The sequence below is a fragment of the Paenibacillus anaericanus genome, assembly GCF_003994475.1.
Classification (GTDB): domain Bacteria; phylum Bacillota; class Bacilli; order Paenibacillales; family Paenibacillaceae; genus Fontibacillus; species Fontibacillus anaericanus.
The window spans coordinates 179,345-203,141 of the sequence record NZ_RZNY01000006.1; the positions used below are offsets into that span (position 1 = coordinate 179,345).

General features: G+C 40.4%; 26 protein-coding genes and 1 pseudogene. 3 read left to right on the forward strand and 24 right to left on the reverse strand.

Annotation, left to right across the window (positions count from 1 at the left end):
- Window positions 1-80: 80 nt before the first annotated feature.
- On the forward strand, window positions 81-974 hold the full coding sequence (locus EJP82_RS09800) for a helix-turn-helix domain-containing protein (RefSeq protein ID WP_127191871.1): 894 nt from the start codon (window positions 81-83) through the stop codon (window positions 972-974).
- Window positions 975-1,010: 36 nt separating this feature from the next.
- On the opposite strand, the gene EJP82_RS09805 is transcribed toward EJP82_RS09800, so the two are convergent.
- From EJP82_RS09805 to EJP82_RS09860, 12 genes are all read right to left on the reverse strand, one after another.
- Complete coding sequence (locus EJP82_RS09805; RefSeq protein ID WP_127191872.1) at window positions 1,011-1,550, reverse strand: GNAT family N-acetyltransferase; 540 nt, start codon at window positions 1,548-1,550, stop codon at window positions 1,011-1,013.
- A gap of 123 nt (window positions 1,551-1,673) precedes the next feature.
- On the reverse strand, window positions 1,674-2,090 hold the full coding sequence (locus tag EJP82_RS09810; RefSeq protein WP_127191873.1) for a YjdF family protein: 417 nt from the start codon (window positions 2,088-2,090) through the stop codon (window positions 1,674-1,676).
- A gap of 135 nt (window positions 2,091-2,225) precedes the next feature.
- Window positions 2,226-2,759 carry a DUF4269 domain-containing protein gene (locus EJP82_RS09815; protein WP_127191874.1) on the reverse strand — a complete coding sequence of 178 codons (534 nt, stop codon included), beginning with the start codon at window positions 2,757-2,759 and terminating at the stop codon, window positions 2,226-2,228.
- Between the two features lie 30 nt (window positions 2,760-2,789).
- The gene (locus EJP82_RS09820) at window positions 2,790-3,629 is read right to left on the reverse strand and encodes a P-loop NTPase family protein (protein ID WP_127191875.1); all 840 of its coding nucleotides are present in this window, start codon (window positions 3,627-3,629) and stop codon (window positions 2,790-2,792) included.
- 18 nt (window positions 3,630-3,647) lie between these two features.
- Window positions 3,648-4,295, reverse strand: coding sequence for an HAD family hydrolase (locus EJP82_RS09825; RefSeq protein WP_127191876.1), 648 nt, complete (start codon window positions 4,293-4,295; stop codon window positions 3,648-3,650).
- A gap of 51 nt (window positions 4,296-4,346) precedes the next feature.
- Complete coding sequence (locus tag EJP82_RS09830) at window positions 4,347-5,024, reverse strand: HAD family hydrolase (RefSeq protein ID WP_127191877.1); 678 nt, start codon at window positions 5,022-5,024, stop codon at window positions 4,347-4,349.
- Between the two features lie 88 nt (window positions 5,025-5,112).
- Complete coding sequence (locus EJP82_RS09835; protein WP_127191878.1) at window positions 5,113-5,751, reverse strand: GGDEF domain-containing protein; 639 nt, start codon at window positions 5,749-5,751, stop codon at window positions 5,113-5,115.
- A gap of 231 nt (window positions 5,752-5,982) precedes the next feature.
- Window positions 5,983-7,002 carry an ABC transporter permease gene (locus EJP82_RS09840; RefSeq protein ID WP_127191879.1) on the reverse strand — a complete coding sequence of 340 codons (1,020 nt, stop codon included), beginning with the start codon at window positions 7,000-7,002 and terminating at the stop codon, window positions 5,983-5,985.
- The gene (locus tag EJP82_RS09845; protein ID WP_127191880.1) at window positions 7,002-7,742 is read right to left on the reverse strand and encodes an ABC transporter permease; all 741 of its coding nucleotides are present in this window, start codon (window positions 7,740-7,742) and stop codon (window positions 7,002-7,004) included. Before EJP82_RS09845 ends, EJP82_RS09840 begins: the two co-directional genes overlap by 1 nt.
- A 4-nt stretch (window positions 7,743-7,746) precedes the next feature.
- Entirely contained in the window at window positions 7,747-8,505 is a 759-nt protein-coding gene (locus EJP82_RS09850; RefSeq protein WP_127191881.1) for an ABC transporter ATP-binding protein, read from the reverse strand.
- Between the two features lie 90 nt (window positions 8,506-8,595).
- Window positions 8,596-9,312, reverse strand: a complete 717-nt coding sequence (locus EJP82_RS09855; protein WP_127191882.1) for a PadR family transcriptional regulator — start codon at window positions 9,310-9,312, stop codon at window positions 8,596-8,598.
- An 82-nt stretch (window positions 9,313-9,394) separates the two neighbouring features.
- The gene (locus tag EJP82_RS09860) at window positions 9,395-9,871 is read right to left on the reverse strand and encodes a DUF2798 domain-containing protein (RefSeq protein WP_127191883.1); all 477 of its coding nucleotides are present in this window, start codon (window positions 9,869-9,871) and stop codon (window positions 9,395-9,397) included.
- 137 nt (window positions 9,872-10,008) lie between these two features.
- Between EJP82_RS09860 and EJP82_RS09865 the strand changes: the two genes are divergently transcribed.
- The gene (locus EJP82_RS09865; protein ID WP_127191884.1) at window positions 10,009-10,425 is read left to right on the forward strand and encodes a MarR family winged helix-turn-helix transcriptional regulator; all 417 of its coding nucleotides are present in this window, start codon (window positions 10,009-10,011) and stop codon (window positions 10,423-10,425) included.
- Between the two features lie 116 nt (window positions 10,426-10,541).
- Here the strand turns inward: EJP82_RS09865 and EJP82_RS09870 are convergent, their stop codons facing one another.
- The 12 genes and pseudogenes from EJP82_RS09870 to rhaB form a co-directional block, all read right to left on the reverse strand.
- Entirely contained in the window at window positions 10,542-11,231 is a 690-nt protein-coding gene (locus tag EJP82_RS09870) for an LrgB family protein (RefSeq protein WP_170220167.1), read from the reverse strand.
- The gene (locus tag EJP82_RS09875) at window positions 11,231-11,617 is read right to left on the reverse strand and encodes a CidA/LrgA family protein (protein ID WP_127191886.1); all 387 of its coding nucleotides are present in this window, start codon (window positions 11,615-11,617) and stop codon (window positions 11,231-11,233) included. Before EJP82_RS09875 ends, EJP82_RS09870 begins: the two co-directional genes overlap by 1 nt.
- A gap of 197 nt (window positions 11,618-11,814) precedes the next feature.
- Window positions 11,815-12,699, reverse strand: a complete 885-nt coding sequence (locus tag EJP82_RS09880) for an ABC transporter permease (RefSeq protein ID WP_127191887.1) — start codon at window positions 12,697-12,699, stop codon at window positions 11,815-11,817.
- A 29-nt stretch (window positions 12,700-12,728) separates the two neighbouring features.
- Entirely contained in the window at window positions 12,729-13,499 is a 771-nt protein-coding gene (locus tag EJP82_RS09885) for an ABC transporter ATP-binding protein (RefSeq protein ID WP_127191888.1), read from the reverse strand.
- 74 nt (window positions 13,500-13,573) lie between these two features.
- A complete protein-coding gene (locus EJP82_RS09890; protein ID WP_127191889.1) occupies window positions 13,574-14,578 on the reverse strand; it encodes an ABC transporter substrate-binding protein in 1,005 nt (334 codons plus the stop codon).
- A gap of 40 nt (window positions 14,579-14,618) precedes the next feature.
- Window positions 14,619-15,543 (reverse strand): annotated as a pseudogene (locus EJP82_RS09895) (TauD/TfdA dioxygenase family protein).
- A gap of 278 nt (window positions 15,544-15,821) precedes the next feature.
- A complete protein-coding gene (locus EJP82_RS09900; RefSeq protein ID WP_127191890.1) occupies window positions 15,822-17,771 on the reverse strand; it encodes a PTS fructose transporter subunit IIABC in 1,950 nt (649 codons plus the stop codon).
- Between the two features lie 39 nt (window positions 17,772-17,810).
- Window positions 17,811-18,722 carry a 1-phosphofructokinase gene (gene pfkB / locus EJP82_RS09905; protein WP_127191891.1) on the reverse strand — a complete coding sequence of 304 codons (912 nt, stop codon included), beginning with the start codon at window positions 18,720-18,722 and terminating at the stop codon, window positions 17,811-17,813.
- Between the two features lie 56 nt (window positions 18,723-18,778).
- Entirely contained in the window at window positions 18,779-19,546 is a 768-nt protein-coding gene (locus EJP82_RS09910) for a DeoR/GlpR family DNA-binding transcription regulator (protein ID WP_307393060.1), read from the reverse strand.
- Between the two features lie 258 nt (window positions 19,547-19,804).
- Window positions 19,805-19,960 carry a DUF418 domain-containing protein gene (locus EJP82_RS28820; RefSeq protein ID WP_170220168.1) on the reverse strand — a complete coding sequence of 52 codons (156 nt, stop codon included), beginning with the start codon at window positions 19,958-19,960 and terminating at the stop codon, window positions 19,805-19,807.
- On the reverse strand, window positions 19,960-21,216 hold the full coding sequence (gene rhaA, locus EJP82_RS09920; protein WP_127191892.1) for an L-rhamnose isomerase: 1,257 nt from the start codon (window positions 21,214-21,216) through the stop codon (window positions 19,960-19,962). Before rhaA ends, EJP82_RS28820 begins: the two co-directional genes overlap by 1 nt.
- Window positions 21,217-21,250: 34 nt before the next feature.
- Window positions 21,251-22,708: a rhamnulokinase gene (gene rhaB / locus EJP82_RS09925; protein ID WP_127191893.1), complete on the reverse strand. Its 1,458-nt coding sequence runs from the start codon at window positions 22,706-22,708 to the stop codon at window positions 21,251-21,253.
- Between the two features lie 120 nt (window positions 22,709-22,828).
- On the opposite strand from rhaB, the gene EJP82_RS09930 reads away from it, so the two are divergent.
- Window positions 22,829-23,722 (forward strand): AraC family transcriptional regulator, encoded by an 894-nt coding sequence (locus EJP82_RS09930; protein ID WP_127191894.1) that lies wholly within the window; start codon window positions 22,829-22,831, stop codon window positions 23,720-23,722.
- Window positions 23,723-23,797: the final 75 nt, after the last annotated feature.

Below are 23,797 nucleotides of genomic sequence, written 5' to 3' on the forward strand. Positions count from 1 at the left end.
TAGTTCTCTTTCTCTATAACATATTCGGTCTGTATTACGCATAATCATTAACCAAATCGGACATCAAGGAGCTTTCATCTATGAATACAATCTATCCCGATATTATGTTTCCTCATATTCGTTCTGAAATTTGTTTGTTTGCTCCGCATACTCGAACGGTCGACAAAGGCTGGATCTGCGGACGACATGTCCATCATATGATGTTCGAAGTTTTACTGGTGCTGGATGGCGTTCAAACTGCCATACTTGGAGCCTCTGAATATGAACAACAAGCAGGCGACTTAATTATCGTCTCTCCAATGCAGCCTCACGATTTCCAAGTTCGTCAAGCAGAAAAGGTCTCCTTCTTCACCCTTCATATTCATATCGAAGAACCTTGGCTCCTGCATTTAATCGGGGCGGAGAATCAAGGGTTCTATCCAACGGATCATCCATTAAATAAAACACTGGTTCCATATATTAGAAACTTGATGGATACGTTATTCGAACGCCCTGATTCAAAAATGTCCTTGCTACGGGGTTTGTACACCATTCTTGACGAATTGCAAAACTATATGATCTCTGGAAGTAATAGATTTCACCCTGCTTATCATTCCGAACTATCTTCCCGGGTCGCCCGAGAGATACAAAGTTTAGTCCTTAGATCCGATGATGCGATCACTTTAACAGAGGATAATCTAACAGGTGATTGGCTGGAGGGAATTGCACGGAAACTAGGAATAAGCCGGCGACACTGTCACCGGCTATTCCGAGAATCCTACGGCATACCGCCGCAGAAGTATTTAATGATGTTGAAACAGCAAGAAGCGATGCATATGCTCGTAACGAGCAACGATTCAATTGAGCGCATTGCTCACCGTATCGGTTACGAGAACGTACAAAGCTTCAGTCGCCAATTTACGTCGTGGGCTGGCTGTACACCGGGGGTGTTTCGGAAGAATAACTCCTCGGAATCCTTCGAATTCAAGAATTAATTCTATATGGAGGCGAGTTATGGAGTCAGTTTCAAGTTACTTGCGATATTCGTCAGCTAGAATACTCATCATAATGACATCGACATACTTACCATTTCTAAACAACTTTTGCCGTTGTCGACCTTCTTCCTTGAAGCCACAACTGAGATAACAGTTTTTGGCTCGCTCATTGAAATCATATACTTCCAATTCAAGTCGGTTCAGGTTCAAAGTTTCAAACACAAATGACTTCATTAAGTTAATAGCTTCTCCGCCATAGCCTTGTCCCAGCAAATCTTTACGGCCAATAACGATGCCGAGAACTGCTGATCGATTTATCCAATTTAGCTTATGTAGATCAATCTGCCCAATATAGTTTAAATTTTCTTTTTCAGAAATAATAAATCCTTTACTTTGCGTCTGACCTTCAATCATCATACGTAAAAAGGACTCCGTACTATGAAGAGTCTGAGGATATGTGAAAATATCGCTCAAATTGTCGACGATGTCCGGGTCGTTAACCCACTGACGTATGGATTCCAAATCTTCGATCCGATATTCCCTAAGCGTAATCCGATTTCCCGTAATGTGTGCCATAAGCTGACCCTCTTTCTTCCATTTATAATATTTCGGATATTATATCCTATAGTAACTACTAAACATAGAGACATTTATCATTCATTCAAAAAAAGCAAAAATCGGGATAACCCCGATTTTTGCTTATCTACCACGATGTTTCTCTTTCGCCTTTTGCACTTTTAATTTCCGTTTGAAATCATCCACACGCTCTCGCTCTTCCTTGCTCTTCACTTGTTTTTCTTTCTTCCGTTGTTCATATTCTTGTCTAAGAGCTTCCTGAGCAAATGAGGATACCCCCCGTGCGCTTGTCTCCCGAGCCGCTAATCGTGCCAGTCGCTTCGGGCTTATTCGTCCGGTTGGGTTCATAACATCCTCTACTCCTACAGCTTGCGTTATCCCGTTAATCACTGACAATAAACGAAAATTCACAAACTCCAGAATTTCAGGATCCTTAGGCTCAGCTCCAAAAATATACCGATAAGCCTTAAGTTTCCCTTCCACCGTAACCTCTACTACCCCAACCCAGTACTGACCTTCAAAATAAACAGTTAACTTCAAGTGAATCCCCCTCTACAACCGATCAGAACAATGGACATCCCGAGGGGGGAAGGTTACTGACCTGGACTACTCCATGCTTCTGGACTACCGACCAGAATGTGTTTTTGTGTTCTGCTAATCATTATAAATTAACAACTACTCCCAATCAATATATTCTAAAAGCGCTTGATATGGATCGCCTTCCAAACCAAGAATCTGAGCAAAAGCGGGCTCCGTTTTCACTCCACTTTGTTTCAGCGTTCTCACTCTGTCCTTAAATTGCTTCCCATGTACCTCCAATATTTTATGCTCAATGATCATATGTCGGTAACCATTCTGCTCCTGCGTGGGAATGTCTTGACCAAAGAGTTCAATCGGCCAGTGCCCACACTGAAAATTAACTTTGATTCGTTGTACAGCATCTACATAACGGCGAATACAAGTATAACCCTCGTACGAACCAAACTTTATTTCAACATATCGCTCAAAAGAATCAAAGTCACTGACTTCACAGATAATATCCAAATCACTGCCCTCGACGTTGATATCTAGCGGAATCGTCCCCACGAGAATCGGCGAATAACCCTCTAGCTGTTCCATGATTCGTTCTTGTTTAAGTAGCTGATATACTTCCTTTTGAATCGGAGTGCCCTCAGCTAAATATTCAATATTCATGTAATTGATGTTCAAATCCCCCCTCGGAGCAGCTACTCTATTTTTTCACACCATCTCATTAATAATAGTTCTAAGCTCTTGTTTGCTTCTATTACTATCTAATTGCGAATTGTCCAATAAAGTTTTGTTCATTTTGAGCAAGCTCAATATATGTAGTTCGAGTTTCTTTCTTTGCCGAAGCACCTCAATCGTTCCCTCTATTCCGCTTAACCCTTCATTTTTACCGAACCCTTGATTCGTATAATAATCAATAAATCCGTCTGACCACTCCTTAGGTCTCTCCCCGACTGCTTTCTCGAAAGAGGCCTTTACATCACTTTGATTCATATAGATTATTAATGGTTTTAAATCTTTGATCGCTGTTTCTAACTGTAATATGTAATTGAAAATATCCCATTGATGTGTATCATACTTCACTAACCCTATGGTCATTGGATTCTGAATGAAGCAACACTCGAAGATATACGTGACGGACCCCTGAATTGCTTCTTCGGCAAATCGAGCCCACTTATCTGTAATTAGTTGCACATGTTCCGCAAATGGTAGTTCATAAATATCCTTTTGAAAGATCTTATTCATTAGTTCATCTGGAAAATCAACCCCCTCCTCCTGCAGTTTGCGATAAGGGATCAGATAGTGTTGTCCTTGTCTTAGTGTTCTATCTTCTAAAATGTCTTTATAGCTCGGAAATTCTGATAGCAAATTCATAAATCCATCCTGTTCAAAACATGCCACTCCATCGTAATCCGCGGGATGATCCAGGTTTCCTTCAGTAAATAATCTTGCATCAATTCCTTTCTCCATCAATAACTCCTGTACCCACTTGGCATGGGTAGATTTGCCCGAACCTGGTAATCCCTCTATCATCACTAATTTGCTATTCATAGTTATAGAACGTCCTTTCTAATCCATAAAAGGTTCAAGTATAATCTCACCGATGTCCTCTACAATAAAATCAGCTTGGGATAGATCCTGATTACCCGAGTTTGGATTAACGTATCCAATACATCTCATCCCGGCCCCTTTAGCTGCGGTAATCCCATTTCGTGAATCCTCTAATACCATACAATGCTTCACATCTACACCTAGCTGCCGTGCTGCTTCAATATACACATCTGGTGCGGGCTTCCCTTTGTCAACTTCTTCACCACTAACCACACAATCAAAATCATTCTCCATTCCAAACTTGGACAATACTTCTTCAATGAAAATCCTTGGAGATGAAGAGGCGATGGCTACCGGGATATCAAACTCTTTCAAATTGATTAGCAGCTCTTTGATCCCATCAATAGGTTCAATTGCCAACCCTCGCAGCGTGCTGATCTTCTTAGCTAATTGATATTCAATAATCTCCTCTACCGTTTGATTCAGATTGAATTCCTGTCTAATGGATTTCCACATTGCGGGATTCGTCATACCTACGTATATTTCCAATTCTGCCTCCGTAATATCATGTCCCAAATACTTCATCGTCTGGATATCCACATCAAAGTGTATTGGTTCACTATCGATAATTACGCCGTCCATATCAAAAATAAAGGCTTGTAACATTTCAATCACTCCTTATTATATGGTTCAACAATATTTATTCATACACTCCAACTATACTACAATTTGGAATAATTCATCTAATGACTTAATAATATAATCAGGCTTAATATCTTGGTTCCATGGCTGCTGATCTCGGTTAATCCAACAAGCAGTTATTCCAGCTCGCTTGGCTCCTAACACATCCGAAGCGGTATCACCGATATGAATTACTTTGCACGGGTCGACACCATAATGTTGAATGACTTCCTTAAACATTTTGTTGTCATGATCATTCTTATAAGACTGATATTGCTCGGAAGCAAACAAATGAATAGGATAGTTCTTATAAAAATCAGGTAACATGACAATATCCGTATCACTTACAATGCAAACTTGAAATTCTTTAATTAAACGCTCCAGGACAGCCTCTGTCTCCTCATAAAATGCTGACAATCGATGCTCCTGAAATAATATATCCACAGCAGCAAGGCTATCATACGAAATATTATGATTCATAAATATCCTCTCAAAACTGCTTCTATATATATCACTCGTTAGAACAAATTGATTGGACTTCCTTGCCTCGGTAGATACAGAATAATAATGACTTAACAATGATCTACCATGTTGACATGCAATTTCATATGTATATGACTCTTGTAAAATCCTCTTCCAAATCTGTTCCCTACGACTTTCTACATTCACCAAGGTTTGGAACATATCCAAGCTAATTACTTCAAATGATCCCATTCCTACTCCCCCCACAATCTTTATTTCTATATAACATAAACAAAGGAGTCCCGATATTAACGTCGGCACCCCTTGTAATGTTCTTTCATTATGAATTAGCTGATTTTTTTAACACAGTTATAAGTTCAGTCGCCTTGTAATAGCTATGCTTGTCCTCATTAAATACAGAATAGCGACCTTTGCCAAGTCGTTTGGCTTGATACATAGCCATATCCGCTTCTTTGAATAATTCGGAACGCTTTACCTTGCTCGCCCGATTGAAACTAATGCCAATACTTCCTGAAATAATTACCTTCTGTCCTTGAATGACAAACGGATTACTTAATCTATCTAACACTCGTGCCGCCATGGATTCAGCATTTTCTAGAGTAACATTCGTCATGATGATAACGAATTCATCGCCACCCAATCGAAATACCTGCTTGTTATGTTGCATTACTTCTTGTAAACACTGACCTACTTCTCTCAGCAGCAAATCACCAGCCTGATGGCCTAATGTATCGTTGATATCTTTAAAGTGATCTAAATCGAGAAATAGTACCGCAAGTGCTCTTTTGTCAGAACATTTCCCCCAGAAACGATCCATCGCATTACGGTTCAATACCCCAGTAACCCCGTCTCGATAGGCAAGTTTCTTAAGTAGGGTTCTCTCCATTAATAGCACTCGCAAAATAACTATAAAACTTAATAACATTACGATAGATACGATAGAAATAAAGAGAATCATCACCTTATCACCTGCCTATATTCATTATATAGAGTAATGCGCTAAATCTAGTTATTTATTTATATGCCGTAAATCTATGTAATAGACCAGTTGTAAGCGTTATATCCATGTTAACACACCAATATCTCATATCTATATATTGATTCGACAAGAGTTTATATAATCCCTTTTATAAAGGATAAAAAAGAGTAACTTTCCTGTACACCCATATACAGGAAGTATATCTCAAGGTCATTTCCTAGCTCCTTTTTTATTACTTATAATCGCAATGATAGCGAAGATTAGAATAAATAAGGTTAATATCGATATATATTTAGGAGTCGAAAACCATAAATGTCCTTTTTCCATATAAGTTGTTGCTTCTATTACCCATCTTGTTGGACTAATTACACTGATGTACGTTAACAGGGTTGGCATTCTATCAACAGCTACAAATGTTCCTCCAATAAGGGATAACACTAGCGCTATACAAGATGAGAACAAATTAGCATACATTTCTTTCTTAAATAATGAAGCGATGCATGTGCCAAAGGCAGTTGCTAAAGCTGATACCCATATTCCCATCAATAGTAGATTGTAATAATGAATACCTATATCTACCCGAAAGAGAGAAATCATAAGTATGGCAATCACAAATTGAATATAAGAGATTGTAAAATTATAAAGAATATTTCCTACTATATAGGTGGCTACCTTTTGCGGAGAATACAAAAATCTTGTAAATGTTCCAGTGTTCTTATCTTTGATCATGATTGAAGCCGTTACTGTGGATGTAAGCATTAGCACCATGACGATAAAGGCCATTGTTCGTTGAGGAATACCTAAGGAAGTTTCTTGTAGGCTGTTGATATCGATGATGGACACTGGATCAGCCATATAACGATTGATCAATTGTTCCAGTTCTTTTGTTACGGATTCATTTTTACTCGATAAAAGTGTGAAATGGCCTTCTTCTCCTGAAAAGTCCACTACCGCAGTAAATTTACCCGTTATCAGATCTGTTTGAAGTGTACTGCTGCTGGCGAAACCCACTTGTATTCCCTTTGTGTCCTTCAATGATTGAACGACTTTCTGAGATACATCCGATTGTTCCGAATTTAGTAATCCAATATTGAAAGAAGGTTGACTGAAATAATTAGCACATATACCAAGAATAATAACCACTATTGGAATGAAAGCTGTGATTAGAAATGTGACTTTATTGCTCAAACCTCTTTTGAAATTATTAGTAAATACGATACATGTGCTCATTATTTGAAAGCCTCCTTTTTAAAGAACAGAATCGTTAAGCCGGTAAAAATAACACCTATTAGAACAAAAATTATCGTTACTGTCCATAGGATCTGCGCATTATTATCATAGATACTCGATACGATTCCACGGTTCACCCAAGTTAAAGGGGAGGTGTTTATAATACCTGCGAAGATTGGATTTAACGAACCGATAGGGAAGAAAGCACCTCCTAGAAAGCCAAATATGCAGAGTGGCAAATTTAGAAAATTGCGAACTGCATTCAAGTTTTTAAAGGCCAATCCTAGATAAACACCTATCCCTGAAACCATGAATGTCTCAGCAGTTAGCAAAATTATGATGTTAAAAAAATTACCTTTAAAGTCCATTTGAAATAATAGTTTGGCAGCTCCCAAAGTGACCACGTTACATAAAGACAATACAATCGCACAAGAAAATAATTTCGATAAAATCAATTCGACTTTGGTAATAGGTGCTGTTAGAAATCGAAGAGATGTATTAGCCATCTTTTCATCTTGAGTAGCATAGGAAACGGTGCTAACAGCCATTAGACTGCAAAACGGAACCGTAACAATGGCATAATAGTGATAAGAGGACAGCACATTGCCGTAAGATTTCGAAGATAGATAGCCTAGCAGCAATATAACAATCATCGGAAATACAATGCTATAAAATAGGACAAAAAAATCTTTGCTTCTTCTTTTCAAACCTAGACTCAGTAATGGAAGAAAGTGATCCATCTGGTTATACCTCCATATCTCTAAGATCTGTGCCTGTAAGATGCAAGAAAATTTCTTCAAGGCTATGGAGCCCTTGAGCAGCATACTTGCTCTTGTAAACTTGCTTATCCAAATCCTCTACAATAACCCCTTTATCCATAAGCACAATTCGGTTACACAAAGTCTCAACTTCCTCCATGTAATGAGAGGTATAAATTATTGTTGTTCCTTCTTTATTAAGTCTCAACACTGCCTCCATAATGTTGTTTCTAGATTGTGGGTCAATTCCTACAGTAGGTTCATCCATTATTAAAAGCTTAGGGCTATGTGCTATGGCGCAAGCAATATTTAACCTTCTCTTCATCCCCCCGGAGAATTTAGCCGGAAGCTCCTTTCGTCGATCCCACAATCCAACAAATTCTAAAGCCTCTTTAACCTTTTCCTTTAATTGATTGCCCTTAATGTTATATAAGGAACAAAAGAACTTAACATTGTCATAAGCATTCAAATCCTCATAAATAGCGAGGTCCTGAGGAACAATTCCTAAAGCTTTTTTATAGTCCTTTTCATGTCTGCGAATCTCCCTACCCAGATACATAACATTACCTTGATCAAATTCAACAATAGTCGATATCAAGTTAATTGATGTACTTTTCCCTGCTCCATTTGGACCAATAAAGCCAATAATATCGCCCGCATTAATTTCGAATGAAATCCCGTCCACAACGGCCTTCCCTTCGTATTGTTTATGTAAGTTCTTCACTTCAAGCACTGCATTACTCATTATTACCCCTCCTATATAATTAATCTTGCATATCCAACGTTGGATATTATGGTTTAAATAAACACGAGCTTGAGACTCGTGTGATTTAAGTTATTTTTTCTTAAGTTCTTCAATTAATTTATCTAAATTCTCAGCAGCGCTTGCAGGATTATTGATAATCTCATTTCTTAACTCCTGAATATAGACTGTTTCATTTAGCTCAGTTGTAGAAGAATACTTATCATCAATATTGGAAAAATCAATAGACTTGATTAAGTTTTGCATTTCGATACCCACTTCAATATATGAGTCTGTATTATTCAATATTTCCTCATGCCAGAGGATTTGATAATTCAAACTATCGATCGTCATGTCGAAACTAATTTTATCTGCTAATAAGCTTTTCTCACTTATTTTGGCCTGTTTCCATTTTTCCCAAAAAGCTTTTTTCTCTTGCAATTCAGTAATATGACTTCTTAAGGCGTGTTGCAACACATCTTTGGGTAGTTCATTCAACATACTCCCAATTAAAAATTTATCTGCATCTGCTGATACGATGGGTTTGGATAATTCTTGCTTCAATTCATGGACTAATTCTTTCTGCCCAGTCTCGGTTATCTCATAAATCTTTCGCACCCGTGAACCGGTTCTCTCTTCTCGCAAAGTTTGAATGCATGCTTCTTTTTCTAATTTTGCCAAGGCATAATAAATGGAGCCAGACTGAATCTTGGTCCACGTATCTGCACCTGAAACTTGGATAAATTTCTGAATTTCATATCCATGGGTCGGTTTGATACTTAAATAATATAAAATCAGAGCACGAATCACCTAACTAACTCCTCCCATATACCTTATATTGGATATATTATATCCAACGTTGGATATTGTCAAGGTGTTCAGAACACTCCATCTATACTGATGGAGTGCTTTCTACTTTTGCTGAAAAAATGGTTGAAAATAGCCATCTTGATATGGGTCCCACAATGATCAATTGTAGCGGTAACGCGAATATAAAGTTCCTACCTATGTTTGTAAGATACGCCCTAGGTAACTCAGATGAAAGACCTCCATGGATGAGTGCTCCATATAACGACATACAAAGAACCATACCTGAGACCATAAATAATGAAGTTAATAAGATTCTTTTAAATAATGGATCGTTGTCTTTCAGCATTCTATGGACAATTCCTTTAGCTATCTTGCCAACTATAAATACCTCTACTATTAATGCAACAATAAAGGTTGGAATATAGCCAATCAAGACATCCTTTATTACTTCGTTCGTGAATCCCTTGATCAAAATCACATTATATCCACTCATTCCCAATACCATTAAAGCGCACATCATTAATGTGAATACAAATGCTTCTTTTTTATTCTTGCCCAAAATTAAAAACCCCTTTGTGTAATGTTTTTTGTCAACTTGGTTTACATTATCACAAAAAGAGTTTTATCGTCAACTAAGTTGACAATAAAAAATCTGTAATTTATACTATCAGAAAATACGTACTGGAGACATTTACAATGAAGAACTATATACAACACCTGGACCTAATAGATTTACTTAGTGAAAAGCATTCCTATTTACGGAAAAAGATAAGTGAAAAAAGCGTGGATGAAATTAATAAAACTGAATCACATATATTGGCTATGTTAGAAGTGTATGAACGACTTTCCATCTCTGAGCTTAGCAGAATAATTGGGATATCCAGACAAGGTACACATAAAAATGTGCAGGGTTTATTGGTTAATGAATATGTTGAGGGGGTAGTTGTAGATGGGAATCTCCGTGATAAACATATTGTCCTCACAGAAAAAGGTATACAATGTTGTGAAAGATTGCGGGTAGTGAGGCAACAACTTGTGCAACAAATAGAAGATAAAATCGGCAAAGAACAAGTCGATTCACTTAAAAATATTTTAAAACAGGAATGGCTCTAATCATGTCTTTGGGTAGCCCCGAGTTTCATATATGCTCCAGGGAAAATGGAGAAATAGCATGTCGAACTAAATAAATATAAGTTCTCATACGCTTTCTCCCTCCTCCTTCAATATTCCTACAATGAATAGATCATCCACGCAACCAGTGGACCAACAATCGAGCCAACAATCGCGCATACGGTCATTGCCACTGAGCTCATCGATACGGACTGTTCACCGTATTCTAGCGCTTTTGCAGTACCTAGAGCATGAGAAGCAGCCCCCAAACCGATCCCGATTCCCACTGTACTTTTTATTCTAAACCATTTAATAATGTAAGGTCCTCCAATTGCACCCGTGAATCCGGCAATCATGACAAATACTGAAGTTAAGGAAGAATCGCCGCCCAGATTACTAGAGATCTGTATGGCTACAGGTGTCGTAATCGATTTAGGTAACATGGAGAGAACATACATTTTCGAAAATCCAGCTGCCGCCGCCAACAACATCCCGCTTAACATCCCTACGAGTAGACCCGTAATCGTTCCTCCCAAGATGGCAGGAAGATTGTGACGCAGTACATGGCGTTGCTTATATAGAGGGTACGCTAAAGATACTACAGCAGGGCCTAATAATTTATTAATCCATTGACCACCGATCATGTATGTATCATATGGAATCTCAAAACATAATAGCAGTACTACAACAGCAACGGTTGCCGTTAGGGCAGGCAAAAGTATAGGAATGTGAAATCTTCTGTAAATCCTAGACATCACCAAATATATAGTTACATTAAGTAGAACAATTCCAGCTGCAATAAAAAACATTATGATTCGTTCCCCTTTTCTCTCTTACTCTTCTTACTCAACACGGCAATCCAGTGACTGGAATGCGCTGCTGCTACCATGGTTAAGACGCTACTCACAATAATAATAACGATCAACAGTAGCCCTCTTCCGCTAAAAATGTCCATATGATTCACAATCCCAGCTGTTGCTGGAATAAAAAATAACGGAAGGTAAGCAATCACCGTAGTCGATCCGTCCTCAATCCATTTTACAGGTACGATCTTACATAGTAATAATACAAAAAGTATTAATAGGCCCACAATACTGCCTGGAATCGGGAGATGAAGAAGCTGTTGTAGATAATCACCTAAGAGGTAAAATAAATACAACAACACAACTTGGGCGATGATGCGCATAATTCTCATGACGTAAAATCCCTTCATTAGTGAAATAGTGTCTATTGGTAAAAATACTGACTCTATTAGAGTAACAGAGTTTTCATGAAACTTTCAATCTATAAACTCATAAAGGCCGTAAACTCTCAACTAGAATTGAGATTTACGGCCTTTATCATCTTAATATCTATTCAATTACGATATAGCAGTTACGCTAATTTCCACTTCTACCCCTTATAACTATCTTGCCATTTGAGGAGTTTCCGCTCTAATAAACGAACGAAAGAATCTGTCAGTTTGCCGACAGCCGCGAATAGAATGATACCAACGAACACTACCTCCGTCTGCATGAACGAACGTGCATCTTGGATCATATAGCCGACCCCTTTGTCAGCTCCCATTAGCTCCGCAACGACTAGTACAAGCCAAGCAACGCTTACTGACAAGCGCAAGCCGAGTAACACGTTAGGCATGGCGGCTGGAAGAACAAGGCGAGTTATTTGGTGAATACGACTGAATTCCAGCACTTTAGACACATCAAACAGCTTCGAATCAACATTTCGAACACCAAGAAATGTGTTCACATATAACGGAAAAAAAGCTCCAAGCGCAATTAACAATACCTTAGACAATTCCCCAAAACCAAACCAGAGGATAAACAACGGAGTAATCGCAAGTAGCGGAACTGTCCGCAGCATTTGCACAGTGGGATCGAATACTTCCTCTGCTCGGTTGAACATCCCCACGATGAGACCTAACAATAACCCTAAGCTACCGCCAAGTAGGAAACCGAGTATAGCTCGTACGACGCTGATCTGTAAATGTTCATATAGAACACCAGTCACAATCAAATCATAAAATGATTTCACAATGGTAGTTGGAGCTGGAAACAAGGTCGCATCTACAATCTCGTTTGCGCTAGCATATTGCCACACTACCAAAGTTAGCACTGGCAGCACGCTACCTAAGACGAGTTTTCTCACCTTTGAACTACGATTCTTCTGGGTTATTCTTAAGGCGGGAGCACTGCTCTGGTTTTTTAGCGTCTTCAGAACGGGCTTACCAGACTTCTCTATCAAATTAGATGCCGTATCAGAAGGGGTTAAGGACATAATAAATCATCTACCTTTCTATGTTGAATTTATATTTCCCAGCTTTCCTTTTCCGGTTCTGTATGCTCTAATGTTCGCAGGACAACGGTACGTAGTTCCTGAAATGCAGTACTCGTACGTTTACGCGGTAAGGTCAAGTCATTTGTGATGATCGACTTAATCCGTCCCGGCCGAGAATCTAGTACAACAATGCGATGGGATAAGAAAACCGCTTCATCTATATCATGAGTGACGAATAGCATCGTCGTACGATTTTCTCGCCATATATCAAGAAGTGCTTCTTGCATATGACTCCGCGTGAAAGCATCTAAAGCGCCGAAAGGTTCATCAAGTAACAATACCTTTGGATTACGCAGTAATGCTCGGGCAATAGCTACCCGCTGGGCCATCCCACCGGATAACTGTTTCGGATATGTCTTCTCGAATCCTTGCAATTTAACAAGTGTAATCAAATCATCCACTTGACGGCGTACAGCCGGGTCACGCAGAGAAAGATTTCCAGCAATGTTACGTTCAACATTTAACCAAGGGAATAAACGATGCTCCTGAAAAATAAAACCCTTTTCACGGGAAGGACGAGTAATGGGTTCTCCTTCCAACAACACATCTCCTTCAATATCTATGTCTAAACCTGCGACAATTTTGAGCAATGTACTCTTACCGCAGCCACTCGGCCCAATAATAGATACAATCTCTCCTGTATTCACCGCTAGACCAATTTGATCCAAAGCTACTGTATCTCCTCCATCTGAATGGAAGGTTTTACTTACCTCTCTGATTTGCAGCAAAGCTGTAGACATTAGAATACCTCCTTGTGATATAAATGGCTAAAGAGGACAGGTGACTATCCTCTCTTTGCCGTGTATATCCTTTATTATTTAAGAACCTTGTTTATAAATGAGTTGTCGATAGAATCAGAATATTTGACTTTCTTTTTTAGAAATTTAGCATCGTACAAAAGATTTACCGTTTTCTGTTGGGCGTCAATTGCCTCTTTTGTAATCGGAGTCAGCGTATAGTTAAAGCTATTATTGAGTATTTTAATTATCTCAATTGGATACTTTTTCTTATCAGCTACTAATTGTGCCGCTTCCTCTAGATTGTCATCACGCCAAGCGATCGCTTCTTTGTACACCTCCAAGAAGGCCGTTACCAACTCTGGATGACTTTTGATAATTGAAGAACGGGCTATAAGTGCTGATGGTGCAGGAATGGTAGTATCCAATCCAGGTAACAACTTTGCTGTTTTTGCGCTAATTAGTTGGGTTACATATGGTTCCGGAGTTACCCAAGCGTCTACTTTTCCGCTAACGAAAGCTGGCAATCCGTCGGCTAACTGGAGATTAACAAGCTTTACATCACTTTCTTTTAACCCATTTTTGATCAGTGCTTTAAGCAAAAACACGTGAAACGTTGTACCTTTGGCCACAGCTATTGTTTTGCCTTTGAGATCCTTTACACTCTTAATTTTGCTATCTGTAGGAATAAGGATTTTGGAAATCCCCTTGCCATCGCTAATGAGTGCGATATTCTTAAACTTAAGTCCAGCGGCTTGCCCTTGCAGCGCAGCACCATCACCCAAGAAGGTAAAATCCACACGCTTAGCAGCAAACGCTTCGAGAATTGGAGGACCACTTGGGAATTCAGACCAAGTAACCGTGGCATTGTACTTTTTGAATTCCGCTTCTAACCAACCCTTTTCCTTAATGATCGATAAGATGCTTCCTCCACCATTGTCCGCAACGTTAATCGTCAACTTATCTTTGTCTGCCTTGGCCGCCTGGGCAGGAGTAGCACTTCCAACAAATATCGTGCCCAGAAGTAAGAAGGATGCCAGAAGAGTAAATATAACTTTATTAAACACATTATTTTTTTTCATAAGTAGGAAGTCTCCTTTTATTTTTTATTAAGAATTAGGTCTATGAAGCGGATTCTGTAGATTCGTCTGAAACTAGAGCCAATGGCAAATGGGTAACACTCCGCTTACCGTCGACACTAATTGGTACTTCTCCGGCCAGCGTTACGCGTCTCACAACACGATGTTGGTCGCCATAATCATTAACAGCTACGTGTTGTGTAGTGCGATTATCCCAGATGACCACATCTCCAACAGCCCAATGCCAACGAACCGTATTCTCAAGTCGTGTAATATGTTCTTGAAAAATTTCGTACAGTCGCGTGGATTCTGTGGCGGAAACACCAGAAATTCGTTTGACAAAGCTGCCGAGCAACAGCGATTTTTCACCCGTTTCTGGATGAACGCGAACGAGTGGATGTTCAGTTTCATATACCTGCAAAAGTCTTCCCATACAGGCGCGCTGCCTCTCCCTTTAACTGAAAGGTTGCCGCGTAATCGTAAGCGTTGGTATGGATCGCCCACAGACTTTCCGCTAGAACTTTTAATTCTTGTGGAAGACTATCATAAGCAGCAGCAGTATTGGACCATACCGTATCACCACCAGTAGCAGGGATTACGATAGACCGCAGAATCGAAGCACTTGGATATGCATCAATAAACGTGACATCTGTGTGCCATGCATTTGCACGCCCGCCATGCTGAGAATCCAGTTCCAGAATACTTTGACTTCCTGGCTTTGTGGGGACCGTTGGGTGGCTGTAAAGTTCTCCCAACAATTTGGCGAAGGCTTCATGATCGGCATCATCCAGGTGTTCTTGACCACGGATAAACAAAACTTTGTGCTTAAGCAAGGCCTCCCGAATCGAATCTAGGGTAGGAGCATCCAGCTCACCAGATAATCTTACTCCCCTAACCTCTGCGCCCACACGCCCACCAATAGGTACAATCTCCAGTAATTCCACACTTTCATTTGGCTGAATGCTCATTTAAATTTCCCCCTCGTTTTGTTTTTTTACTATTCGTATGCAATTACTTGGTTTTACAGCGTGAGAACTCCCTTTCTTCTGATTTTTAGAATCATGGTAATAAAAAAAGACTCAACGTTAGCCTAAGTCGCATACTCAAGGATTGAGTCGCAGCCATCGGCTTTCCGTTGAATCTCTAGAAAACTAGTTGATTCATGATCAATTTGCTTTTGTTGTGATTCTGATCATACTGGGAGATCGAACTACTGTCAATCCCTTTTTTTCGGATCGGAATTAAATCACTTCGCTGTTAACGGTTTCTTCCACAACCCGAGAATCAATCCTGAGATGACCGAACCGATGATAACAGCCAATAGGAACAGTAATGCATGACTCGAAAGAGCGGCTACGAAGATCCCACCATGCGGTGCCGGGACGTTAATATTCCACAGTTGAGTGAGACCACCAGCAACGGCCGAACCCAAAATACAGGAAGACAGTACACGAAGCGGATCAGCTGCGGCGAATGGAATCGCTCCTTCGGTAATGAATGACAGTCCAAGTACATAATTTGTTAATCCTGATTTGCGTTCCGATTCGGTGAATTTATCCTTGAAAAACGTAGTTGCAAGCGCTATGGCAAGTGGTGGAACCATCCCGCCCGCCATTACAGCAGCCATCATAAACCCATTTGTATTTCCACTGGTAGTGAATACCCCGATAGCGAATGTATAAGCCGCTTTATTAAAGGGACCACCCATATCAATGGACATCATTCCAGCGAGAACCATACCTAGAATAACTGCATTCGTAGTTCCAAGGTTGTTAAGTCCATCAATTAAACCCACGTTAATCCAACTAAAAACTGGATCAATCAGATAATACATGATCCCCCCAGTAATCAGTAGACCGAATACTGGATATAACATAATCGGCTTCAAGCCCTCGATCGCTTTTGGCAGACCAGCGAACACTTTACGTAATCCAATGATGACATAACCTGCCAAGAAACCTGCAGCCAGGCCGCCAAGGAATCCAGCATTGGAATTCAGGGCCATAATACCACCAACCATACCCGGCATCAGGGCCGGACGATCACCAATACTAATAGCTATAAATCCAGCAAGCACCGGAATTAGGAAATGGAAAGCACCATCCCCTCCACCAATCGTCTGTAATAGCTGGAATAATGGGTGGTTTTCGCCCCCTATCTGTTCGATCAGGAAGGAAATTGCCAGAAGGATACCACCACCGACTACAAACGGCAACATGTGAGATATTCCGTTCATCAAATCCTTATATATTTTGCCACCAATACTAACGGATTTCTCGGCTGTCTCCTCAGTACTGCCACCGCGTCCTTCACTGTGGTAGATCGGAGCTTCACCATTCATCGCTTTCCGAATCAACTCTTCTGACTTACGGATACCGTCACTTACCGGTCTTTGCAGCACTGGTTTTCCATCGAAACGGGCCATCTCTACATTTTTATCAGCTGCGACAATAACACCGCTTGCGCGCCGGATCTCATCAGCGGTCAGTACGTTCTGGGCACCCTCTGAACCATTCGTCTCCACGCGAATGTTAACTCCCATTTCTAGAGCCTTTTTCTTGAGCGCATCTTCTGCCATAAAGGTATGGGCAATTCCCGTAGGGCATGCAGTAACAGCGACAACGAAGGCTTGTGAGTCCGGATTGCCAATAATTTCACGTTCAGGCTCGGACTTCTCATTTACCTTTTCGAGTTCCTTTGCTTTCTTTCTTTTCTCTTTCTCTTGCTCTTTAGCAAATTGTTCCTCCTGCTTAGCATCAAACAACTCTGATACTTCATCAGGTGTCTTAGTAGCCATCAACTTCTCGATAAATTCACTATCGATCAATAGTCTGGACAATGCGGCCAATGTGCGAAGATGCATAGTACCAGCCCCTTCAGGAGCGGCAATCATAAAGAAAATTCGCGCTGGCTCATCGTCCAACGATTCAAAGTCCACACCATTTATGCTCTTTGCAAATACAACAGTTGGTTCATTTACAGCTTTGGTTTTGGCGTGCGGCATAGCAATCCCACCACCAATCCCGGTGCTGGACTCTGCTTCACGCTTCAAAATCATTTCCTTAAATAGGACAGGATCACTTATACGTCCGTGTGCTACAAGACTAGCAATCAATTCATCAATTGCCGCTTCTTTGGTTGTAGCCTTTAAATCCATGATCATTGTATCTTTGATCATTAGATCCGTAATTTTCATTTTTTACAGCTCCTTTGAATACTTAGAGTTCTGACTGACTTACAGTTGTGATATCTGAATCAACGGGCGTAGGTGCTCAATGTGTTCTCGTTCTGCCAAATCGTCAGAGAACGCAGTCGCACTTCCCGAAGCAACCCCTGCCCGAAAAGCTTCTAGCAAATCTCCGGTTAGCGAAAGAGTACCGACGAAACCGGCGATCATAGAATCACCTGCACCTACCGAATTCTTCACGTTACCCTTAGGTGCATTTGCGTGGTAGACCTCATTTCCTGTGATGAACAGCGCCCCTTCACCTGCCATCGAGACCAGCACATGCTTTGCTCCCGCTTCTAGTAACTTACGTCCGTAAGTGATAATCTCTTCCCGAGAGTTTATCGTTACACCGAACAGTTCTGCGAGCTCATGGTGGTTCGGTTTGACGAGCAGAGGCTTATGGGCCAGTGCTTCTTTCAATGCAGTACCGGTAGTATCTATAACAAATTCTGCCTTACTCTGCTTGCATACAGAAATTAACTTGTCATAGAAATCTCCACCAAGTGATGGAGGAGCGCTTCCGGACAAAATAACAATATCATCGGCGGACAACATGGCTAGCTTCTGCACTAAGGCATCAGCTTCAGCCTCTCGAATGGCTGGGCCAGTGCCGTTGATCTCTGTCTCATGCCCAGCTTTAAGCTTAATGTTAATCCGGGTATCATCAGCGACGAACACGAAATCGCTTGAAATCGATTCTTCATGCAACCATTCCTCAATATATCGCCCGGTAAATCCTCCGAGAAAACCAATGGCTTTATTCTGAATCCCAAGCTGATTCAACACACGTGAAACGTTAATGCCTTTCCCTCCCGGAAGCTTCAAATCTCGTTTCATCCGGTTCAAATCACCTAGTCTGAAATCTTCAACTTCCACGATATAATCAATGGAAGGGTTAAGTGTCACTGTATAGATCATGATTTATCCCTCAATTGTTTTTATTTTCTGTTTTGATTTTCGAATTTCGCATCGTTCTACACTAAAGTAATACCAACGCCTATTTCTATGAGCTTCTGAATGAAGCTGTCCGGCGCACCCGAATCCATAATCAAATGATCTATTTCGGAAATGTCAGCCACTTTGCAGAAAGAAACCTGATCGATTTTACTATGATCAGCAACCAGAATTACCTGCTTTGCTATCGCAATCATTTTACGCTTCGTAGCTGCTTCTATGATATTCGGTGTAGAGATACCTTCTTGTAAATCCAAACCGTTTGTAGCAAGAAATGCTTTATCTACTCTCACCATATCTAAAGAACTCTCGGTCATAGGTCCAACAAAAGCCATCGTATCCGGACGCAACATCCCACCAGTTATCGAGACTTCAATATTGCGGCAATCCTTCAACTCATTTAGGGCCATGATCGAGTTGGTGATAACCTTAATATTTGAGAAATTCTTTAATTCTTTGGCAATCTGCAATGTTGTCGTTCCTGCATCCAGCAGGATCGCATCACCTTCCTTGATCATCTCTACAGCCTTGCGGGCAATCCGCAGTTTCTCTTCCAAGAAACGATCTTCCTTATCGGAATAAGGCGCTTCGAAGTTAACGCTTTGAATTGAAACTGCTCCGCCATGCGTACGTTTCAGCAGCTTAGCTTCTTCGAGTTCCTTAAGATCGCGTCGAACAGTTGACTCAGATACGCCTGTTTCCTGACTAAGCTCCTGTACCGATCCCCTAGAGTGCTTCTCCAGAAACTCCACGATTCTTTTCTTTCTTTCTTCCTCAAACAACATCATGCTCTCACTCCTTCAGGGACTAGTGCAGGCTATATCTCTTACAATCGTTTTATTTATTGATTTATATGATCACCAAATGATCAATGCACAATTTATTGTGATCATTATTGATCATTTGCGCTCATTTATGATTGTAACAGCGGTTTCATTATATGTAAATGGGTCATTTACCTGAATTAATTACCACAAAACGATCAAAAAAATAAGATCAAGACCCATTTTTCAATTATGGATACCTGATCTTATATATTTTCATGTTTATGTGATATTCCAAAAAACCAACTTTCTCCATATAAACTCAAATGGTCCATATCTATGTTTTTTCATAATAATTGTTGAGATATAGACTTGAATAATTAGGAATACGATACAATAAACGAATTGTATTTGTAACGTAAAATTTTTGCAATCCACTATCTTGCAGATAATACTTCCTGTTCATAAGTTTTGACTTCAGCCAGCCATTGTTCCCGTACCGGAGTACCTTGAGAAGCACAATAGTAATCCCAAACCGCTCCAAATGGATAAGATTTGAATTCCTCCACTAGTGCTAGCCGGGTAGTGTAGTCACCCAATAATTCGATTTTCTTGAGTTCCTCGACTGGCTCCAACATTGCACGGAGCAAGGCCTTAATGGTGTTGCGGGTGCCGATAACCCAAGCGGCAATATGATTAATGCTACCATCAAAGAAATCGAGGCCAATATTTGTGCGTGGCAACAAATCTCCACGCACCAGTTCACGAGCGATTTCGAGTAGTTCATCATCCATCGTTACCACATGGTCACTATCCCAGCGCACCGGTCTGCTTACATGCAACAAGAGTTGTTCGCTGAACATCAGTATGGATGACAGTTTGTTCGAGATCACTTCGGTTGGATGGAAATGTCCTGCATCGAGGCAAATTGCTTTACCACGAGTTAGACCATACCCCATATAGAACTCATGTGACCCTACGACATAACTCTCAGATCCAATACCGAACAACTTGCTTTCCACAGCGTCAATATTGTATTGCGGATTAATTTCCTCACTAAATACTTCATCGAGTGAATTTTTCAACCGTTCACGAGGGGCTAAGCGATCCACCGGTGTATCCTTGTATCCGTCCGGCACCCAGAAATTAGTCACACATGTTTGACCTAATTCACGACCAAAAGATTCGGCAATTTTGCGGGAGGCTTTGCAATGTTTGATCCAAAAGTTACGGATATCATCATCCGCATGGCTTAAAGTGAAACCATCTGCTGCTTTCGGATGGGAGAAGCAAGTCGGATTAAAGTCCAGCCCAATACCTTGTTCCTTAGCCCAATCAACCCATGATGCAAAGTGTCGTGGTTCCAATTCATCCAGATCCACTTTCTCGGTTGTATCAGCATAAATCGCATGCAAATTTACTTTGTGTTTGCCTGGAATAAGCGATAATGCTATTTCCAAGTCCTGACGGAGTTCATTTGGGGTGTTAGCACGACCTGGGTAGCTACCAGTTACAGCAATACCACCGCTGAGTTCCTTGTCTTTGAACAAAAATCCTCTAACGTCGTCACCCTGCCAGCAATGCAGTGAAACTTTAATTTGAGACAGTTTTTCTAATACTTCATCCACATTGATACCGTGAGAGGCATATAGTTTTTTGGCTTCGTTATAGCTGTTGATGATACTTTGATCCATGATTTTATTCCTCCTAAAATTATTGTTGTATCCGTTAAAACCGCGATACTAAGTTCCAACGGTTGGTGAGTTCACTGAAATTGAGCACTTCTCTTGGCAGATAGGATTTAATCTCAAATGAATTTCCTATTATCTTTCTAACCTCGTGAATTCCCGAGATATCCCTAGTACGAATGAGTTGTACTGCTATATTCCCCAGAGCTGTAGATTCTGTCGGTCCAGCTAAAACTTCTCTCCCCGTAACATCAGCAGTCAATTGACATAGCAGTTCATTATTCGAACCACCACCAACGATTTGCACCACATCAACGGGTGTACCCGTAAGCTCTTCAAGTTCATTGAGATAGGAATAATATGAAAGTGCCAGGCTGTCAAAGATACAGCGTGCCACTTGGCCAATTGTTGCCGGCACATGTTGACCACTTTCCTGACAAGATCTACGCATCTCTTCAATCATATTGTGGGGGTTTAAGAACCTAGTATGATTGCAGGGAATCAAACTTCGAAATCCTTCCTCATTTGCTGCGAGTTCGGCTAATTCTGCAAAGCTGTAGCGATCGTTTTCTAGACGACGGACTTCTTGAATAAGCCACATCCCCATAACATTTTTTAAAAAGCGATAAGTACCAAATGCTCCCCATTCGTTTGTATAGTTCGCTGTCCTCGCATGATGATTATTTATTGGATGGTTTAACTCAACTCCTAGCAATGACCAGGTGCCACTGCTTATATAAGCTGATGAACGACCCTCTTGTACAGGTACGCCAAGTACGGAAGAAGCTGTGTCATGTGTTGCGGCACAAATGAGCAGACACTCTGGTAAATCGTATTGTTGTACTATAGCTTCCCTAACAAATCCAAGCACTTCCCCAGGTTCTGTTAGTTCGGCGAATTGCTCTCTTTTAAGATGCAAGAGTTTTAATAAGTCAGTATCATAATCACGCGTATGTAGATTCAGTAATTGTGTCGTGGATGCGTTAGTTACTTCATTAATCAATCGGCCTGATAACCTGTAATATAAATAGTCCGGCACCATCAGTATTTTATCGGCTTTCTCCAATTCTCGTTGATCATGGACATAAAACTGGTACAGCGTATTAAAGGTTAGTTGTTGAATTCCAGTCTTCTTGTACACTTCTTCTGGAGATATGTGAGCTGCCACTTTTTCCATAACATTCTCTGTACGATTGTCACGATAGGAGTATACTTCTTGAATTTTTTCACCATTTTTATCGATTAACACATAATCAACGGCCCAAGTATCAATACCTAGTGAACATTTTTGAACGCCATAAGTCTTGGCTTTTTGTAATCCAGTAATGATTTGATCAAATAGATAGTCAATATCCCAGAAGCAGGAACCGTTTCGTTCAGTAAAACCGTTACTAAACCTATGGATTTCTTCCAACGAGATTTTACCATCCTCTAATTTACCGAGCACAAGTCGTCCGCTAGAGGCCCCAATATCGACAGCGATGTGATTAGATGGCATATTTATGTTTCCTCCCGCCTATGCGATAATAGTATATATTCATATTGTAATTGCTTATATTTATGAATACATCCAACTTTATTGTTGAAAAATCATAGAATCTTGGGAGGCATTTTATAGATGCAAGCCTATTGGGAGAGCGCAGAACATGCGTGGTCAGAAGATTCAATTCGTTTAATTAATACGCCTTCTGATTTTGCCAGAACTGCTCTTTTTTATGTTCAAGAAATCGGTCATTTTAAGACGCTATCTACGTATTATACTGAGCGCGAATATTTGGATTCCTTTCTCCTGGTTTACACCATTTCAGGCCAAGGTAGGTTGAGTTATGGCGGGAAAGTGTACCCTATACTCCCACAACAGATTTTTCTAATAGACTGTATGAATTATCAGCATTATGCGCCCGCTAAAGGTCATGTATGGGAAAAATTATGGGTTCACCTGCATGGCGCGTCTGCGCGAGCTTATTACGAACAGTTTTCACAGGGAGACGGACCGGTTCGTTCAACTTCGCAGGAGACTCCCATACCTGAGATATTACGAAATTTAATCGAGTTGCATTATTATAAAAGTTTAAGGAATGAATTATTATCCTCCAAACTCATTGTCGAGCTACTGACGGAAGTCATCCTTTCGAGCCCTCTAACCGATAATTCAACTATGGATACACCGCAGTTAGTAATGGAGGCTCTTGACTTCATCTATAAAAGATACAATGAAAAATTATCATTAGATTATTTAGCAAATAAATTATCTGTGAATAAATATCACTTATCTAAATTGTTCAAAATACATACCGGGCTCTCTCCGGGTGAATATATCATTAATTTACGTATTACTCGGGCCAAAGAACTGCTTAAGTATTCTGAGCTCACGGTCGCTGAAATCAGTGAAAAAATTGGAGTTGATAATGTAAGCCACTTTATCAATTTGTTTAAAGACCGGACAGAGCTAACGCCGCTATCCTTTCGAAAAACATGGAAGAACCAACTGAAGAGTGAATTTTCACGTTAGATACATGTACTATAAAGAAGAGGGAAGGCCACTTGCGGCATTCCCTCTTCTTCTCCAATTTCTGTTCCCGCACAC

Excerpts from the sequence above, each read along its gene's own strand:
- EJP82_RS09800 (WP_127191871.1), top strand. The coding sequence starts at position 81 with ATGAATACAATCTATCCCGATATTATGTTTCCTCATATTCGTTCTGAA.
- EJP82_RS09805 (WP_127191872.1), bottom strand. The coding sequence starts at position 1,550 with ATGGCACACATTACGGGAAATCGGATTACGCTTAGGGAATATCGGATC.
- EJP82_RS09820 (WP_127191875.1), bottom strand. The coding sequence starts at position 3,629 with ATGAATAGCAAATTAGTGATGATAGAGGGATTACCAGGTTCGGGCAAA.
- EJP82_RS09825 (WP_127191876.1), bottom strand. The coding sequence starts at position 4,295 with ATGTTACAAGCCTTTATTTTTGATATGGACGGCGTAATTATCGATAGT.
- EJP82_RS09830 (WP_127191877.1), bottom strand. The coding sequence starts at position 5,024 with ATGGGATCATTTGAAGTAATTAGCTTGGATATGTTCCAAACCTTGGTG.
- EJP82_RS09835 (WP_127191878.1), bottom strand. The coding sequence starts at position 5,751 with ATGATTCTCTTTATTTCTATCGTATCTATCGTAATGTTATTAAGTTTT.
- EJP82_RS09840 (WP_127191879.1), bottom strand. The coding sequence starts at position 7,002 with ATGAGCACATGTATCGTATTTACTAATAATTTCAAAAGAGGTTTGAGC.
- EJP82_RS09845 (WP_127191880.1), bottom strand. The coding sequence starts at position 7,742 with ATGGATCACTTTCTTCCATTACTGAGTCTAGGTTTGAAAAGAAGAAGC.
- EJP82_RS09850 (WP_127191881.1), bottom strand. The coding sequence starts at position 8,505 with ATGAGTAATGCAGTGCTTGAAGTGAAGAACTTACATAAACAATACGAA.
- EJP82_RS09865 (WP_127191884.1), top strand. The coding sequence starts at position 10,009 with ATGAAGAACTATATACAACACCTGGACCTAATAGATTTACTTAGTGAA.
- EJP82_RS09870 (WP_170220167.1), bottom strand. The coding sequence starts at position 11,231 with ATGTTTTTTATTGCAGCTGGAATTGTTCTACTTAATGTAACTATATAT.
- EJP82_RS09875 (WP_127191886.1), bottom strand. The coding sequence starts at position 11,617 with ATGAGAATTATGCGCATCATCGCCCAAGTTGTGTTGTTGTATTTATTT.
- EJP82_RS09880 (WP_127191887.1), bottom strand. The coding sequence starts at position 12,699 with ATGTCCTTAACCCCTTCTGATACGGCATCTAATTTGATAGAGAAGTCT.
- EJP82_RS09885 (WP_127191888.1), bottom strand. The coding sequence starts at position 13,499 with ATGTCTACAGCTTTGCTGCAAATCAGAGAGGTAAGTAAAACCTTCCAT.
- EJP82_RS09890 (WP_127191889.1), bottom strand. The coding sequence starts at position 14,578 with ATGAAAAAAAATAATGTGTTTAATAAAGTTATATTTACTCTTCTGGCA.
- EJP82_RS09900 (WP_127191890.1), bottom strand. The coding sequence starts at position 17,771 with ATGAAAATTACGGATCTAATGATCAAAGATACAATGATCATGGATTTA.
- pfkB (WP_127191891.1), bottom strand. The coding sequence starts at position 18,722 with ATGATCTATACAGTGACACTTAACCCTTCCATTGATTATATCGTGGAA.
- EJP82_RS09910 (WP_307393060.1), bottom strand. The coding sequence starts at position 19,546 with ATGATGTTGTTTGAGGAAGAAAGAAAGAAAAGAATCGTGGAGTTTCTG.
- rhaA (WP_127191892.1), bottom strand. The coding sequence starts at position 21,216 with ATGGATCAAAGTATCATCAACAGCTATAACGAAGCCAAAAAACTATAT.
- rhaB (WP_127191893.1), bottom strand. The coding sequence starts at position 22,708 with ATGCCATCTAATCACATCGCTGTCGATATTGGGGCCTCTAGCGGACGA.
- EJP82_RS09930 (WP_127191894.1), top strand. The coding sequence starts at position 22,829 with ATGCAAGCCTATTGGGAGAGCGCAGAACATGCGTGGTCAGAAGATTCA.